Annotated in this window: 13 protein-coding genes; 12 read left to right on the top strand and 1 reads right to left on the bottom strand. The window is 41.9% G+C overall.

Annotated features, from left to right (window positions below; translation table 11 throughout):
* Positions 1-5: 5 nt before the first annotated feature.
* Genes BO219_RS04500 through bioC form a run of 5 tightly spaced genes read left to right on the top strand, consistent with a single transcriptional unit; the run spans position 6 to position 4,654 of the window.
* Positions 6-980, top strand: a complete 975-nt coding sequence (locus BO219_RS04500; protein WP_077428568.1) for a FecCD family ABC transporter permease — start codon at positions 6-8, stop codon at positions 978-980.
* Complete coding sequence (locus BO219_RS04495; protein WP_004889976.1) at positions 977-1,984, top strand: FecCD family ABC transporter permease; 1,008 nt, start codon at positions 977-979, stop codon at positions 1,982-1,984. Before BO219_RS04500 ends, BO219_RS04495 begins: the two co-directional genes overlap by 4 nt.
* Positions 1,985-2,044: 60 nt before the next feature.
* The gene (bioF, locus tag BO219_RS04490) at positions 2,045-3,217 is read left to right on the top strand and encodes an 8-amino-7-oxononanoate synthase (RefSeq protein WP_064214298.1); all 1,173 of its coding nucleotides are present in this window, start codon (positions 2,045-2,047) and stop codon (positions 3,215-3,217) included.
* Positions 3,214-3,894: an alpha/beta fold hydrolase gene (locus tag BO219_RS04485; protein WP_077428567.1), complete on the top strand. Its 681-nt coding sequence runs from the start codon at positions 3,214-3,216 to the stop codon at positions 3,892-3,894. The genes bioF and BO219_RS04485 overlap by 4 nt, the downstream gene beginning before the upstream one ends.
* A complete protein-coding gene (gene bioC, locus BO219_RS04480) occupies positions 3,887-4,654 on the top strand; it encodes a malonyl-ACP O-methyltransferase BioC (protein WP_004889989.1) in 768 nt (255 codons plus the stop codon). Before BO219_RS04485 ends, bioC begins: the two co-directional genes overlap by 8 nt.
* On the opposite strand, the gene speD is transcribed toward bioC, so the two are convergent.
* Positions 4,647-5,420: an adenosylmethionine decarboxylase gene (gene speD / locus BO219_RS04475; RefSeq protein ID WP_077428566.1), complete on the bottom strand. Its 774-nt coding sequence runs from the start codon at positions 5,418-5,420 to the stop codon at positions 4,647-4,649. The genes bioC and speD overlap by 8 nt on opposite strands.
* Before the next feature lie 109 nt (positions 5,421-5,529).
* Between speD and BO219_RS04470 the strand changes: the two genes are divergently transcribed.
* From BO219_RS04470 to BO219_RS04440, 7 genes are all read left to right on the top strand, one after another.
* Positions 5,530-7,356 (top strand): monovalent cation:proton antiporter family protein, encoded by a 1,827-nt coding sequence (locus BO219_RS04470; protein WP_077428565.1) that lies wholly within the window; start codon positions 5,530-5,532, stop codon positions 7,354-7,356.
* A gap of 111 nt (positions 7,357-7,467) precedes the next feature.
* Positions 7,468-7,794: a nucleoside triphosphate pyrophosphohydrolase gene (locus BO219_RS04465; protein WP_077428564.1), complete on the top strand. Its 327-nt coding sequence runs from the start codon at positions 7,468-7,470 to the stop codon at positions 7,792-7,794.
* Positions 7,787-10,210: a DEAD/DEAH box helicase family protein gene (locus BO219_RS04460; RefSeq protein ID WP_077428563.1), complete on the top strand. Its 2,424-nt coding sequence runs from the start codon at positions 7,787-7,789 to the stop codon at positions 10,208-10,210. Before BO219_RS04465 ends, BO219_RS04460 begins: the two co-directional genes overlap by 8 nt.
* A 179-nt stretch (positions 10,211-10,389) precedes the next feature.
* Positions 10,390-12,291, top strand: coding sequence for an N-6 DNA methylase (locus BO219_RS04455; RefSeq protein WP_077428562.1), 1,902 nt, complete (start codon positions 10,390-10,392; stop codon positions 12,289-12,291).
* A gap of 324 nt (positions 12,292-12,615) precedes the next feature.
* Complete coding sequence (locus BO219_RS04450; RefSeq protein WP_158074587.1) at positions 12,616-15,075, top strand: HelD family protein; 2,460 nt, start codon at positions 12,616-12,618, stop codon at positions 15,073-15,075.
* The gene (locus tag BO219_RS04445) at positions 15,018-15,692 is read left to right on the top strand and encodes a DUF1819 family protein (protein WP_226373759.1); all 675 of its coding nucleotides are present in this window, start codon (positions 15,018-15,020) and stop codon (positions 15,690-15,692) included. Before BO219_RS04450 ends, BO219_RS04445 begins: the two co-directional genes overlap by 58 nt.
* 12 nt (positions 15,693-15,704) lie before the next feature.
* Complete coding sequence (locus BO219_RS04440; RefSeq protein ID WP_077428559.1) at positions 15,705-16,244, top strand: DUF1788 domain-containing protein; 540 nt, start codon at positions 15,705-15,707, stop codon at positions 16,242-16,244.
* The last annotated feature ends 7 nt before the right edge of the window (positions 16,245-16,251 follow it).

Here is a 16,251-nt window from a genome sequence, read left to right as displayed (position 1 = left end):
AGAGGATGCGTATGCTGAAAAAATTTGTACTTGCTTTCACTTTATTGATTACGACATTCGTTTGTGCCATTGTGATCGGAGCGGCGGATACGACAATAAAAGACGTCTGGCTAGCGATCACAGCGCCAGAAACAAACAAAATAGCAACGATGATTCACGAAGTGCGCCTGCCGCGTGAAGTAGCCGCGGTTGTTGTCGGTGCAGCGTTAGCCGTTGCTGGAGCCATTATGCAAGGGATGACGCGCAACCCACTTGCAGATCCGGGACTTATTGGACTAACGGCAGGAGCGAATGCGGCTTTAGCGATCGTGTTTGCTTTTTTTCCTTCTACAAACTATATACAAACGGTGCTCGCTTGTTTTGCTGGTGCTGCGTTCGGAGGCTTGCTCGTTTTTAGCGCGGGCGGTAAACAATTTTCACCGTTTCGGATCGTCCTAGCTGGTGCAGCCATTTCTACTTTTTTATACGCCGTCGCAGAAGGGATCGGACTTCTGTATAAAGTATCGAAAGACGTATCGATGTGGACAGCTGGCGGTATGATGGGAACGACATGGCACGAATTAAAAATCGTTACCCCTTTTATTTGTTTGGCTATGCTTATCGCTTTTTGGCAAAGTCGTCAATTAACAATTTTAAGTATGAGCGAAGAAGTAGCAGTCGGGCTTGGCCAACAACTGACGCGCGTCAAAGCAATTCTCTTTTTCGTCGTCATCGTTTTAGCTGGTGCGTCTGTTGCGCTCGTTGGCAATTTAGCATTTGTCGGTTTAATGATTCCACATCTTGTCCGTTCGTTTGTTGGAACGGATTATCGATTTATTTTGCCAATGAGTGCGATCGGAGGTGCGACATTTATGTTATTTGCCGATACGATTGCACGAATGATTCACGCACCATATGAAACACCCGTCGTCGCGGTTGTGGCTGTCATGGGGCTTCCATTTTTTCTTTTCATCGTGCGTAAGGGGGAAAAAGGATTATGATTGCACCGCTACGAAAAAAACAGCGTATAATTTTGCTCGTTCTTTTCATATTCATCTGCTTCATAACGATCATCAGCATGGGAACAGGCTATTCTTCTTTATCTTTCGACCGTCTCATTCCGGTGCTTTTAGGTGACGGGACGTTTAAAGAGCAATTCATTTTGTTTTCGATTCGTTTGCCACGCATCGTTATTACGTTGCTTGCAGGTGTGGCATTAGCATTGTCTGGTGCCATTTTACAAGTTGTGATGCGCAATGACTTAGCCGATCCAGGTGTTATCGGTATAAATGCGGGCGCAGGTGTTGGTGTCGCCTTGTTCTTTTTATTTGTTCCGATTCAAGCACAATCATTTGCTTACCTTATTCCGCTCGTCGCTTTTTGCAGCGCGCTACTTACAGCGATTCTCATCTATACGTTGTCGTACAATAAACAAATAGGACTTCAACCGATTCGGCTCGTGTTAATTGGAATCGGTTTTGCTACGGCGTTTTCGGGATTGATGATCGTTCTTATTTCAGGAGCCGATCGTACGAGAGTCGATTTTATTGCAAAATGGTTAGCCGGAGGTATTTGGGGGCTCGATTGGGCGTTCGTTCTCGCATTGTTGCCGTGGCTCATCATTCTCGTTCCGTTCGTTTTATATAAAGCTCATCGCTTGAATGCTTTGCAATTGAATGATCCTGTGGCCATTGGCATCGGCGTATCGCTCGATCGTGAACGACTCGTTTTACTATTGACGGCGGTGGCGCTTGCCGCATCGGCCGTTTCCGTCACCGGCGGTATCGCATTTGTCGGTTTAATGGCCCCACATATTGCTCGGGCGCTTGTTGGTCCTCGAAACGAGTTAAGTTTACCTGTGACGATGCTGATGGGTGGTGCGTTATTGTTGCTTGCTGATACGATTGGGCGCAATTTAATTGAACCAGATGGCCTCCCTGCTGGTGTCATCGTGTCGATCATCGGTGCTCCTTATTTTGTTTATTTATTATGGAAAAAGAAATAAACGTATGATACGATAAATGTAAACTTTTATTTTTTATAGGTTTACAAAAAGGGGAGAGGTATGTTGTGGGAGGAATTGCAAATACATATCGAACAACTTGCGGAAAAAGCGCAAAAACGAACGTTGATTCAGGCAGAAAGCGACGGATGTTTTATACATATCGATGGCCGTCACTTATTTAATTTTTCATCGAATAACTATTTAGGTTTTGCACATGACGAACGGCTTATTCACGCTAGCATGGAAGCCACAAGACGATACGGTGTAGGAGCAACGGCTTCACGCCTTGTTGTTGGCAACCATCCGCTATATGAACAAGCAGAAGATGCGCTCGTTCGTTGGAAAGGGTGTGAAGCTGCACTCATCGTCAATAGCGGATACACAGCAAACGTCGGCATTCTTTCTTCCCTAGCAGGACGGGATGCGGTCATTTTTAGCGATAAATGGAACCATGCCAGCATTGTAGATGGTGCGATTTTAAGCCGAGCGGAAGTGAAACGCTATCGCCATGCGGACGTGGATCATTTAGAAACGCTATTAAAAAAAGCCGAAAGACATAAACGAAAAATTATTGTGACGGACACGATTTTCAGCATGGACGGGGACGTTGCCCCGCTACGCGAACTCGTCGCGTTAAAAGAAACATACGGTGCGATGCTTGTCGTTGATGAAGCACATGCGAGCGGTATATATGGAGAAAAAGGGCAAGGAATGGCTCACGAACACGAGATTGCTGAACAGATTGACGTACATATGGGAACGTTCAGTAAAGCGCTCGGCGCATACGGGGCATATGTGGCGGGAAAGCGAGTCGTTATTGATTATTTCATTAATACGATGCGTCCATTTATTTTCACAACCGCATTACCTCCAAGCGTGCTCGGCACCATTTGTACAGCTATTGAGATCGTACAACAAGAACGATCATTGCGCCATCATTTACATGCGTTAAGTGATTATTTTCGCACGCATCTGCAACAGGCGGGATTCGATATTGGTCAAAGCACGACGCATATTGTGCCAATTATCGTTGGCGATAACGAACGAGCGCTTGCTTTTAGCGTCCGCTTGCGTGAACGTGGCATTGTTGCGGTTGCGATTCGTCCACCAACGGTACCAGACGGCACGGCGCGCCTTCGTTTCTCACTTATGGCGACGATGACAAAAGAGCAACTCGATTGGGCGCTTGCTGAAATTACCGCAGTCGGAAAAGAAATGGGGCTGATCGTATGAACATATTGTTATTGCCGGGATGGGGAATGAAAGGAGAAGTGTTTACCCCGCTTATTCAAGCTCTTCAGCCAAGCCATGTTACCGTCGTCGCATGGGAGCATATGCATGATGTTAATCATTTTTTAGCGAAAGCAAAAGACGCTTTAACCGTCCCGTCGATTGTGATCGGTTGGTCGCTTGGCTCGCTCGTTGCTTTACAGCTCGCTATGCATGAACATGTGCAAGCGCTCGTATGCATCGGAGGGACGAGCCGGTTTACGATGACAGACGATTATCCGATCGGCTGGCATGCACGCGTTGTGGAACGAATGAAGACACAATTAATGCGCCAACCGGAAAAAACAATACAATCATTTATTGATATGTTATGGGGCGAGGAAGAAGCGCAACCGTTCCGTTATATGCATCATCATATCCCAGACTTGTTGCTAGGATTAGATTACTTATTAACGATAGACGTACGGGATCAGTTACAACAAATCGATGTACCACTCCTACTCATTCATGGAGAGCGTGATCGCATTTGTCCACCGCAAGCCGCTCAATATGTATATGAACGAACCAATCATTGTACGTTCATGCTTATGCCAAATGTCGGGCACGCCCCGCACGTCACACAGCCAAGCACGTGTGCCCATTACATTCAAACGTGGTTAGGCGGTGGAAAAAATGATTGATAAACAATTGATGCAAAAACGATTTAGCGAACGAGCAACGACATACGATCAGTTTGCGAACGTCCAAAAAAAGATGGCCCATGAATTAATAAAACGCATCGATCATCCACCTAAAACGATTTTAGAAATTGGCTGTGGTACGGGATATTTAACGAAACTGTTACATGACGCTTATCCGCAGGCAAAACTTACAGCAGTTGATATCGCTCCAGGCATGATTGAAAAAGCGAAACAAAGGCTAAATGATGCACCAATTACATGGCTGTGCGCAGACATTGAAGAAGCTGAGTTACATGAAACGTACGATCTCATTATTTCTAACGCGACGTTTCAATGGCTTATGACTCCAAAACAAACGATCGCCAAACTCGCCAAACAACGAAACGAAAGAGGACAACTTCTTTTTTCAACATTTGGCGACCGAACGTTTCACGAGTTGCACACCTCATTTGCGTATGCGCTCGCCATTCAACAAATTGACGAGCCGCTTCGCATCGGCCCATCGTTTCCGACGTTTTCCGAGTGGCTCGCTATGCATATTCGAGCGCGTGGACACGAACAGTTTGAAGTTGAATATTTTCCATCTGTACGTGACTTCTTCTTATCACTTCGTCACATCGGTGCAACAAATAGCACGTCGGGTCGCTATTGCCAACGACCATCTGTATTCAAAACAATGATGCATGAATATGAACAACGTTTTTCGGAACAAGGACTGATTCGCGCAACATATCATTGCATTTTTATTGACATCACTTAGGTGGTGTCATATTTTTTCCGTAAAAAATTTCATCCATTTCGATGCGCAATTTTTGTGTAATGGTTTCTATTTCTTCTTTAGTCAGTTGATCTTTTGACAGCTCAAACAAATAGCTATCTAAATCAAACTCACGCAATTTGCACTTCGTATGGAAAATATGTTCTTGATACACGTTTACATCAATCATGTCGTATTGTTTGCGAATGTCGTTAGGAATGTAGTTTTGAATCGATGTAATATCGTGATCAATAAATAACTTTTTCCCAGAAATATCGCGTGTAAATCCGCGCACACGATAGTCGATAATCATAATATCGGTTTCAAATGAACGAATTAAATAATCAAGCGCCTTTAACGGTGAAATTTCTCCACACGTGGCGACATCGATATCAGCCCGAAACGTGCTAATTCCATCGTTCGGATGATATTCGGGATATGTATGTACTGTAATATGGCTTTTGTCGAGCGCACAAACGACCGCTTGTGGTACAGGCGGTTGTTCTTTTGGTACTTCAATCGGTCCTTCTGAAATAAGCATCGTTACACTTGCCCCTTGAGGCACGTAATCTTGTTTGGCGACATTTAAAATATGCGCCCCGATCATATCGGCTACATTTTTTAAAATACTCGTCAATCGATCGGCATTATACACTTCGTCAATGTATGCAATATATGCTTCCTGCTCGCTTGCGCTTGTCGTGTAACAAATATCGTACATATTAAAGCTAAGCGATTTCGTTAAGTTGTTAAATCCGTGAAGTTTCATCATACATCTTCCTTTCTTTTTTCTTATCTTGCCCCGTTTATGCGAAAAAATTGTAACTTTGCTCACAAACTTATATAATGGGTGAAAAGATTGGAAGGGGGAATGAAGGATGCATGCATCGCTTTCATCATTAGTTATCGTTCTTGTTGCCGCTTTCCTTACGCCACTTTTATTGCACCGTTTTCGCCTGCACATGATTCCTGTCGTTGTGGCGGAAATTATTGTAGGGATTATCATCGGAAAAACGGGATTCAATATTGTTGAACAAGATATGTGGTTAGAGACGTTATCGACATTAGGATTTTTGTTTTTAATGTTTTTAAGTGGGTTAGAAATCGATTTTTCTGCCTTTGCGAACAAAAAGAAGGGGAAGGAAGAAAAAGAGCCAAATGCGTTTTTCGTCGCTTCTATTGTATTTTTCGGCATTTTTCTCGTTTCGCTCGCTCTTTCGTACATGTTCGTTTGGCTCGGTTATATCGATAACGCCTTTTTAATGACGCTTATTATTTCAACGATCTCGCTTGGTGTCGTCGTTCCAACATTGAAAGATGCCCAACTCATGAAAACAACGATTGGACAAACGATTTTATTAATTGCGGTTATTGCGGACTTAGTAACAATGGTTCTTTTAGCTGTATTTGTATCGATGCATGATCCGAGTCACGGAAATGTATGGTTGTTGCTTGGATTGTTTCTTGTTGGTGTTATTTTTTACTTTGCAGGTAAATATTTTAAAAAGCGTTCGTTTATCGAAACGATGGCAAAAGGGACGATTCAAATTGGCACGCGCGCTGTATTTGCGTTGATTATCGTTCTCGTCGCGCTATCGGAAACGCTTGGTGCGGAAAATATTTTAGGTGCGTTTCTTGCCGGTGTTCTCGTTTCTTTACTGGCGCCAAATCAAGATTTCGTTCATAAGCTCGATTCGTTCGGTTACGGCTTTTTTATCCCGATTTTCTTTGTAATGGTCGGTGTCAATTTAGATCTTCGGCCATTGTTTACGCAATTCGATATTTTATTGCTTATTCCACTTTTATTTGTTGCACTTGTCATTTCTAAAGTCGTTCCGGTGTACATATTGCGCATTTGGTATGATCGCAATACAACGCTTGCGGCAGGGTTTCTACTCGTTTCTACTTTGTCGCTTGTTATCGCAGCGGCAACGATCGCAGAGCGAATGGGGATGATTGACGAAAATATGAAAGGCGCCTTGATTTTAGTCGCTGTGCTCACGAGCGTCGTTTCACCGATTATGTTTAAAAAGCTGTATCGCGTGGAAAAAGAAGAACGAAAAAAGATGGTCAAATTGATTGGTACAAATCAATTTACGCTTGCAGCTGTTCGTGATTTGTCTCCGGATGAATATGAAACAACGCTATACCATATTCGCCAAGATAAAATTGAACAAACGGAACACATTTTCCCAATTGTCGATATCGATGATTATTCATTCGAAACGTTACAAGCACATGAGGCACTAACAGCTGACGTTGTCGTCGTTTTAACAGGTAACGAACAGACGAACGCCCAAATCGCAACGTGGGCAAAAGAGCAAGGAACCCCGCGCGTCATCGCCTTCGCAGAGTCACCATCGGTTGTTCAACAACTAAAAAGCATAGACGTCGAAACGATTTCCCTCGCCCTCTCAGCAGGAGCGATGTTAAAAGCGTTTATCGAATCACCAAACGTCGTCCATATGTTAACACAACGAGATATCGCACTTCACGAAATCGAAATGAACAACTTGGCTTATCACGGTGTGCTTCTCCGCCAATTCCCATTTCTAGGCGATTGCATCATCGTCCGCATTTTCCGCGGGCACGAATCGATCGTTCCACACGGCGACACCGAAATGCGCATCGGCGACCGCATGATCATCACCGGATCAGAGGAATATGTGAAAGAATTGCGGGAGTTGTTAGAGGGGGAGTATTGAAAACCGAGGGAGAAATCCTCGGTTTTTCCTTTTTTATGATGATTCTTTTATATATGAAAAAATTCTAGTAAAATATGTAACAGATGAAGAAAAAGTAGAGGAGAGGATACGATGCCTGTTTATAATAAATTGGTTCGAGATTTGATTCCTAAAATTATTGAAGAAGCAGGGAAGACATTTACAACGCGAACATTAAGTGATGAGGAATATCGCCAAGAACTGCGAAAAAAAGCGTTTGAGGAATTAGAGGAATATATGAATGCATCAGATGATGTTACAGCGGTGGAAGAGCTAGCTGATTTATTGGAAATTATTCATGCGCTTGCTGAATGTCACGGGGCAACGATGGAACAAGTCGAAGCCATTCGTGCATCGAAAGCGGAACAACGAGGAGGGTTTAAAGAGAAAATTTTCTTAATTGAGGTACACGATGAGTAAAGTCGAGTTTATTAAACGTCATTTGATCGAAAAGCTAAACGAGTATATCGAAACATCTTCAACAATTTATATTTTAACGTCGTTTGTGATGAAGTCGGGCGTGGAGGTCATAAAAGAACCGCTCCAACGTGCAGCGGAGCGGGGAGCCGATATTAAAATTTGTGCGGGCGATTATTTATATGTCACACAACCCGAGGCTCTGCGCGAGCTTATCACGATCCATCCAAACATTGAAGTGCGGTTATGGAAAAGTGACGGCGTTTCTTTCCATCCGAAAGCATATTTGTTTGAGAATGAAGATGATGGGTATTTTATTATTGGTTCGTCCAATTTATCTCGTTCAGCGTTAACGAGCGGTGTAGAATGGAATATCGGCGTGCATAAATGCGTGGAAGAAAACGTCTTTGCCGAAGTAATGAATGAATTTTTAACGCTTTTTTACGCCGAACAAACGGTGCAAGTGAATGCCGAAACATTACAACAGTATGAAGAACAATATGCTATTTATCATCAACGTCATACGAACCTCGTGCGACAATGGACGAAGCTAGAGGAAGTAGAATTGACGATTCCTATTGCAATGACAGAAAAGATGGAAGTCATTCATGATGAACAAGCATCATACGGAGTCATTCAACCACGTTTTGCGCAAGTGGAAGCACTCGCCCAGCTAGAAGCAACGTATGCGGAAGGATACGATCGCGCGATGGTCGTTATGGCAACAGGGCTAGGTAAAACGTATTTAGCTGCTTTTTTCGCCCGAAAGTTTCAAAGAGTGCTATTTGTAGCGCACCGCGAAGAAATTTTACATCAAGCGAAGCGGTCGTTTGCGCAAGTGCTTTCCGATAAGACGTTTGGCATTTACGACGGCAAAATAAAAGAAAGGCAAGCCGATGTCGTCTTTGCGTCGATTTTTACGCTAAGCATGAAAAAACATTTAGAAATATTTGCGGAAAACGCGTTTGATCTCATTGTCATTGACGAATTTCATCATGCCGCGGCGAAGTCATATGAACGAGTGCTTGCGTATTTCCATCCGAAATTTTTACTCGGCATTACCGCAACCCCTGATCGCAACGACTATAAAGACGTATATGCGCTCTGTGACGGGAATGTGGCGTACCGTATTGATTTTATCGAAGCAGTACAGCGCGGCTGGCTTGCGCCGTTTCGGTATTATGGCGTGTATGATGACACCGACTATACGAAAATCGCCTGGCGCGGCAACCGCTACGATGAAGAACAATTGTTACAGGCGCAGTTGCGCACAGAAATGGCAGAAAATATTTTGCGAGCTTGGGAGAAATATAAGCAAACGAAAACGCTCGTGTTTTGTTCTTCCATTCGCCAAGCGGATTTTTTGGCCAATTATTTTAACGAACACGGCTACCGTACGGTGAGTTTGCATTCAAAACAAGTACATATTACGCGCACGAAAGCGATTGAACTACTCGAAAAAGGCGAATTAGACGCGATTTTCACCGTCGATTTATTTAACGAAGGCGTCGATATTCCAGCGGTTGATACGCTATTATTCGTTCGTCCGACCGAGTCATTAACGATTTTCACTCAACAAGTTGGGCGTGGCTTGCGTCTCCATCCAGCCAAACAGTATTGTGTCATTATCGATTTAATCGGAAACTATCGCAACGCCGATGTGAAACTCGCCTTATTCGATACGCAAAAAGAAGAGAGAAAAAAACGAAAATCTATGGTTCCTGTTGTTCCAGACGGATGTGTCGTCGACTTTGATGTTCGCGTCGTTCATTTATTAGAAGAAATGCGCAGAAAACGCCAACCACGCAAAGAAAAATTATTAGTAGACTATTACGACGTAAAACAACAGCTCGGCCGCCGTCCGACATATCTTGAACTTCATTTGCATGGACGAAGTGAAGCAAAAGAATACAGGGACGAATTCAAATCGTACGTCGGCTTTCTTTACTGGGCGGACGAATTGTCCGAGCGGGAAAAAGAAGTGTTTTTAAAGTACGAATCATGGCTTATCGAAGTCGAGCGAACAGTGATGACAAAAAGCTACAAAATGGTCGTCTTGCAGGCGATGCTAAACCGCGGGCCGTCGCACTGGCATTTGCCAATCACGCCAACCGAAGCCGCCCCATTTTTCCATCAATATTTGACGGAAAAAGAATACCGAAAACGCATCGACTTCTCCGACGGGGAAACGAAGCGCTTATGGCAATACGACGAGCAAAAGGTCGCCAAACTCATCGCCAAAATGCCGATGACGAAATGGAGCGGCAGTTCCAACGGGCTTGTTTCGTTTGCGAATAACATCTTCTCGCTCAACTTCTCCATCGCGCCAGAAGACGAACACATGCTATACGAATGGACGCAACAGATTTGCGAGTATCGGTTGCATGTGTACTTTGAGAGGAGGGGTGGGGGGAAGTAGGGGGACGGTGCTGCTAGCGCTGTCCCATTATTATTTATAATGAGTAATTTAATTACTAAAAAAGTATTGACTACTTATTCTTTGTTGATGTATATTTTGTATAGAGTTTATTTTAATAGAAGTTATCCACAAAAGATAATTGAGTTACTAACTAAAAATAATTGCGAGGTGTCTTTTTTGTGAACTACGAACAGGAATTATTTTCATTGTTTGAGATGCTGCGGGAAGAGGCGACTGTCAGTGATTCACTCCAAATAATTACATCCGCAGCAAGCGTCAAATTTCTAGAACTGCATAAAGAGCAGTACAACCTGCCTACTACCCTTACTTTAGAGTTTCTTTTAAAAGAAGGTGCGTTTTTAGCGGAAAAGTTAAAAGCAATGTTAACGGAATTGGAAGAGCGAATTCCTTTTTTGAAAGGCGTCTATGAACCACTTTATTCTTCCATTTCGTTCAGCGATAGCACGTTGTATCGTCTGTTTTCTCGCGTTCATTCGCTCGCCTTATCGAAAGAGCAATGGACGGAATTTGTGGAGGTGTTGTTCGCGCGTGTCAGTCATATGGATACATATGCAACAGGCATCGTTTCCACACCTAGCAGCGTCAATGAACTTGGCATCCGAATGTTGCAGATGCAAAGCGGAAGTTTTTATGACGGGACGTTTGGATTGGCTGGAACATTATGTGCCGCCCACCACTACGCCTTGCGAAACGATCTAGACATTTCGTTATATGGCCAGGAAATGCATCCGCAAGCGTGGGCGCTTGGGAAATTACGCTTACTATTTCACGGTCGCACGGACGCTCAGTTAGCGCAAGGAGATACATTGACACAACCGGCGTTTGTCGAAGGGAACAAGCTGAAAAAATTTGATTATGTGATGATGGACTTCCCGTTTGGGGTGAAAATGACGAACTATGAAGCGATTATCCATGATCCGTTCCATCGCTTTGTATACGGGAAGTTGCCGCGAACAAGTGCCGACATGGCGTTTGTGTTACACGCCTTATCTTCGTTAAATGAAACGGGAAAAGCCGTTCTTGTTGTCCCGAATGGAACGCTGTTTAGAGGCGGCCCTGAAGCGGTGATACGAGAACATTTATTAGCTGCGGACGTCATTGAAGCAGTCATTGCCTTGCCAGTACCGCTGGACAACACAGCTGTTCAAACGAATTTACTTGTGTTAAATAAAAACAAAGCCGCCGAAAGAAAAGGCAAGGTGTTGTTTATTAACGCAGAAAACGAGTACGCAGAAGGAGGGAGAAGAAGAAAGTATCTCGGGGAAGAGCACGTTCGTAAGATTGCGGAAATCTACCATAACGGGCTAGAAATCGAGGAAATAAGCCAATTTGTTATGGTGCAAGACATTCAAGAAACGAATTTACTAAGTAGCCGGTATTTGCAAAGCAGCGAATTGGAAATCGAGCCGTATGGGAAAGTCAAATTCCATCTTGAGCGAATCAAACAATCGACGCAAGTACAGCCGTTAAAGCAGCTTGGTACGTTTTACCGTGGCATCAACATTTCCGCCAAAGATGCGGAAACGGAAAATGGGGAATATAAAGTCATTAAATTATCGGATGTCCAAAACGGCGAGCTATTAATCGAGCAACTCGCCTCCTACGAAATTAAAAACAATGCAAAAATCGAATCATATCTCGTTCAAGAAGGCGATGTCATTATTTCCAGCCGCGGCATGGGAATAAAAGTAGCGGTCATCCCACCGCATGAAGGAAAAGTGTTGATTTCTCATAACTTTATCGGCATTCGCTTAAACAAAACGATCGATCCGCTTTATTTAAAAACGTTTTTAGAAAGTCCGGTCGGGCAATATTTGTTGCTAAGCAAGCAAGTAGGAACGAACGTATCGATTTTAAGCATAAAAGACTTAGAAGACATTCCGGTTCCAATGCTACCTTTAAGCGAGCAACAGGAGATGATGAAATCCTATCTCCAAGAGCAAGAGCGGCTTGACCAACAAATCAAACAACTACAGCAACAACAACACGAAACCAAACTAAAACTGTACGAAAAAATGGGCATTCGTTCGGCGTTTGAGGTGGTTGGGGCGAAGATATAAAGTGATAGATAGCATTTTTGATCATATATCGACGACATTCGACACCGTTATATTTGGGAGTTTGATATAATTTCAATGGTATTTTGAGTATGTATTTGATAATTTAATTTTGAGCCACTCCGATTATATAATGGTGAGCTACTCTAAAATTGGTTAGTGGAAAATTCGGGATGTCTTGACATGGAGCCTTCAGAGGTATGATTTCACTCGAAAGGAGCCATAACAAAGTTTTTCGAGGGGTATTGAGCCTATCATGCCTCTTCCTCCATATCAAGGCGGTGTTCAAACTGTACTTCCATTAGATAAAAAAACGGTGGGATGCATATGCAGGATATAGTAAAAAAAGAACAAAAACGTCTAGATTGGACTATTTCGGTTATTGAAGAGCTAATTGTGGATAAAAAACAGAAAGCTAAATCAATAGCTAATGATGTTGTTGAGGCGCAACTTATAGAGTATGCCAAAAAGGAAGTAAAAAAGCTTAAGGATATACAACAAAATCCTTATTTTGGTCGTTTAGATTTTGAGGACGAATTTGGTGCAGAGACGATTTATATTGGGAAAAAGGGAGTCGAAAGGGACGGGGAACTTGTTGTCGTGGACTGGCGTACCGATTTAGGAAGGCTTTACAACGCCTATCAAGGAGTTCAGAAGACATTTCGTATAGGTAAAGACAACCGCCCAGTTACTATCAACGGAAAACGAGGAATCATAATCGAAGATGGTAAAGTGATGAAAGTCACGGAAATTGGCCAAACAGTCATTGTTGAAAATGAACAGGGCGAAAAAGTAAAATACATGGATGATTATTTAAAAGAGATCCTAACAAATACTGAAGAAGCCCATAGATTGCGTGATATTATTGCTAGTATTCAAGCGGAACAGGACGAGATTATCCGTTTGCCGCTTAAGGATACGGTTATTGTTCAAGGATCGGCAGGAAGTGGAAAATCGACGATCGCTCTACACCGCATTTCATATTTGTTGTATCAATATCATGAGCAAGTAAAGCCAAGGGATATCTTGATTTTAGCACCGAACGAAATTTTCTTATCATATATCAAAGATATTGTTCCAGAAATTGAAATAGAAGGGATTGAGCAACGTACATTCTATGAATGGGCTTCTACTTATTTCACAGATGTCAACAGTATCCCTGACTTACATGAACAATATATACAAGTGTATAGCTCAACTGAAAAAGATAACTTAATAAAAATTGCAAAATACAAAGGTTCTCTTCGATTTAAAAAATTGTTGGACGATTTTGTTGAATATATTGGAAATACGATGATCCCACATGGAGATCTCATTATTGAAAGTGGGGTCATACTTGCGAAAGAAGAGATTCACCGGTTCTATAAATCAAAAGAGCATTTGCCTTTGAATGCTCGGATGAAAGAAGTAAAAGATTTTATTATGAGCTGGAGTAATGGGCAAATTAAGAAATGGAAGGCACAAATTGAGGAAGAGTTTGAAGAGGCGTACCGAAAATGGGTGGTTACTTTGCCTGAAGGTGAAGAGCGGAAAACCATATATAAAGCGTTAGAAAACGCTAAAGAATTAAGAATGAAAATATTCATCGAAAAAATGCAGCATGAAATTTCTCTCGTTGTCAAAAAGATGGAGAATATTCCTGCCTTGTTAATGTATAAGTCTGTCTTTCAGAAAAAAGTGTTTGATAAGTTTCAACCGGATATTGATGAGGAGTTACTGAGCCTTTTATTGAAGAACGGCAGAGACATTAAGCAAGAAAAATTCATGTACGAAGACATTGCACCGCTCATTTATTTAGATGCTAAAATTAACGGAAAAAAACTACAATATGAGCACATTTTTATTGATGAAGCACAAGATTATAGCCCGTTTCAGCTTGCAATTATGAAAGATTATGCAAAATCGATGACGATTTTGGGGGATATCGGTCAAGGGATTTTCTCCTTTTACGGGATTGACCGTTGGGAAGAAATCGAATCCTATGTGTTTAAGGAAAAGGAATATAAAAGGCTTCATTTGCAAACAAGCTATCGTTCAACAAAGCAAATTATGGATATGGCAAACAGAGTGTTGTTAAACAGCAATTATGATTTTCCACTTGTTATCCCAGTGAACCGACCTGGGGATATACCTTCTATAAAAAAGGTGGGGAGTATCGGTGAACTTTATGACGAGATAGTAAACTCGATTCGACTATTTGAAGAAAAAGGATACAAAAAAATCGCCATTTTAACGATGACGAAACAAGGGACTGTCGATACGTTCGATCAGTTGAAACGTCGAAACGTTACACAAATAGAGGCGATTACAGAAGGTCATCAAGAGTTGAAAGAAAAAATTGTAATCATCCCTTTCTATTTAGTAAAGGGGCTTGAATTTGATGCGGTTATCATTGAAGATGTTAGCGAAGAAACGTTCAAAGATGATACACAACACGCGAAAATTCTTTATATGTCTATTACGCGTGCCCATCACGATTTGCATATGTTTTATCGTGGAGATCTGTCGCCATTGTTGGAGGATCGAGATCCAAACGAGCCACCGAAACCGCGAAAATCGTTCGCTGATTGGTTAATTACAGATATTACCGATCCTTATACAGAGCCGAGAGTAGAAGCGATGAAAATGGTTAAAAATGAGGATACACTTCGCTTGTTTGATGATGAGGAAGAAGAATTTGTTAAGGAATCATTTGAAGATGATCGTGAACGGTATTATGATTTTCATGCATGGTTAAAAGTATGGCGTCGTTGGGCAGAACTAAGAAAAAAATTAGAACAAAAGTAGAAAAAGGCTGGGATGTAGTTTTGAAGATATACTCTGGAGGATTTACAGCAGAACACTTATATCGTAATGAAATGAAAATCGTGGTGGACTTGCAATTGCAAGGTCTGTCTCGCGAAGAAATTAAAGCAAAAATTTTTGAGGAAAACTTATTTCATTGCCGCAGTGAAGCTGCAATGAAAGACCTTTTTCCTCGTGTATACCGAAGGACGGAATTCTTCGATCGGCAGTTAAAATTTTTTTTGCTGAACGGCTCGCGTTCAGATCAAAATGCTCTTTTATTGTACGGATTTTTAAAGTATTTTAAGTTCCCACGCGATTTTGTTCTTGAAGTAGTTCATTATCATATGAAAAAATTTAAAACGACGGTGACAGAAGGAAATATTCATACATTTTTTGAAGAAAAAGAACAGCAATACGAACAAGTTCGAAATTGGACCGATAAAACAAAGTATAAGCTTAAACAAGTTATGTTGAAAATACTAGTGGATGCGGAGCTTTTAGCTAAAAACGGGGATGAATATGAAATCAAACCGATTCCTTTGAGTAAAGAATTACGTGAGTATGCGGAACGAAACGAATCATATCGAGATTTATTGCTGCTGACATTAAATGAGTAACGGAGGTTTGAAGTGGAAATTCAAAAAAAGTTAGATCGGTTTTTTGAGGAAATTCAAAAGGAAGATTTCTTGCAAATGCGAGGACTTGGAAATGAAGTACCTTACTTCATTTTTGATTACGAACCTGAACATGAGTTAATCGTTCGTAAATCGGTTCGTTACTTTGCGGAGCGGGTTCATTTGAATATCAAGGTATTGAACTTGTTTGAAATGGTGATTGGTTTATTTGAAGACATCGGTTTAGATGGGTTGAAACAGTTTGAGGAAGAGCAAGGCACAGAAGAGCTGTTCGATGCCTTACGTCCGACTTTAGAAGAAGAACAGTTAGTTGATAAAATTGCCGAAGAAGCAGAAGAGACACAAATTATCTTCATTACAGGAATCGGCAGTGTGTTTAAGTTGATACGTGCTCATGAGCTATTAAATCAATTGCATGCCAAAGTAACAAACATACCTATTGTCATCTTTTATCCAGGGAAGTATACAGGACAAGGACTAAGCCTATTTAATCGCTTTGAGTCAAATGGATATTATCGAGCATTTTCAATCTAAAGGAAGA

The organism is Anoxybacillus kestanbolensis (genome assembly GCF_001996285.1).
GTDB classification, from domain to species: domain Bacteria; phylum Bacillota; class Bacilli; order Bacillales; family Anoxybacillaceae; genus Anoxybacillus; species Anoxybacillus kestanbolensis_A.
The sequence above is the reverse complement of the archived record's forward strand: the minus strand, read 5'-3'. Positions and strand labels throughout refer to the sequence as shown.

Coding starts and splice junctions, on each gene's coding strand:
- bioC (WP_004889989.1), top strand. CDS start 3,887: ATGATTGATAAACAATTGATGCAAAAACGATTTAGCGAACGAGCAACG.
- BO219_RS04500 (WP_077428568.1), top strand. CDS start 6: ATGCGTATGCTGAAAAAATTTGTACTTGCTTTCACTTTATTGATTACG.
- BO219_RS04460 (WP_077428563.1), top strand. CDS start 7,787: ATGAGTAAAGTCGAGTTTATTAAACGTCATTTGATCGAAAAGCTAAAC.
- speD (WP_077428566.1), bottom strand. CDS start 5,420: ATGAAACTTCACGGATTTAACAACTTAACGAAATCGCTTAGCTTTAAT.
- BO219_RS04485 (WP_077428567.1), top strand. CDS start 3,214: ATGAACATATTGTTATTGCCGGGATGGGGAATGAAAGGAGAAGTGTTT.
- BO219_RS04495 (WP_004889976.1), top strand. CDS start 977: ATGATTGCACCGCTACGAAAAAAACAGCGTATAATTTTGCTCGTTCTT.
- BO219_RS04445 (WP_226373759.1), top strand. CDS start 15,018: ATGGTTAAAAGTATGGCGTCGTTGGGCAGAACTAAGAAAAAAATTAGA.
- BO219_RS04450 (WP_158074587.1), top strand. CDS start 12,616: ATGCAGGATATAGTAAAAAAAGAACAAAAACGTCTAGATTGGACTATT.
- BO219_RS04470 (WP_077428565.1), top strand. CDS start 5,530: ATGCATGCATCGCTTTCATCATTAGTTATCGTTCTTGTTGCCGCTTTC.
- bioF (WP_064214298.1), top strand. CDS start 2,045: ATGTTGTGGGAGGAATTGCAAATACATATCGAACAACTTGCGGAAAAA.
- BO219_RS04465 (WP_077428564.1), top strand. CDS start 7,468: ATGCCTGTTTATAATAAATTGGTTCGAGATTTGATTCCTAAAATTATT.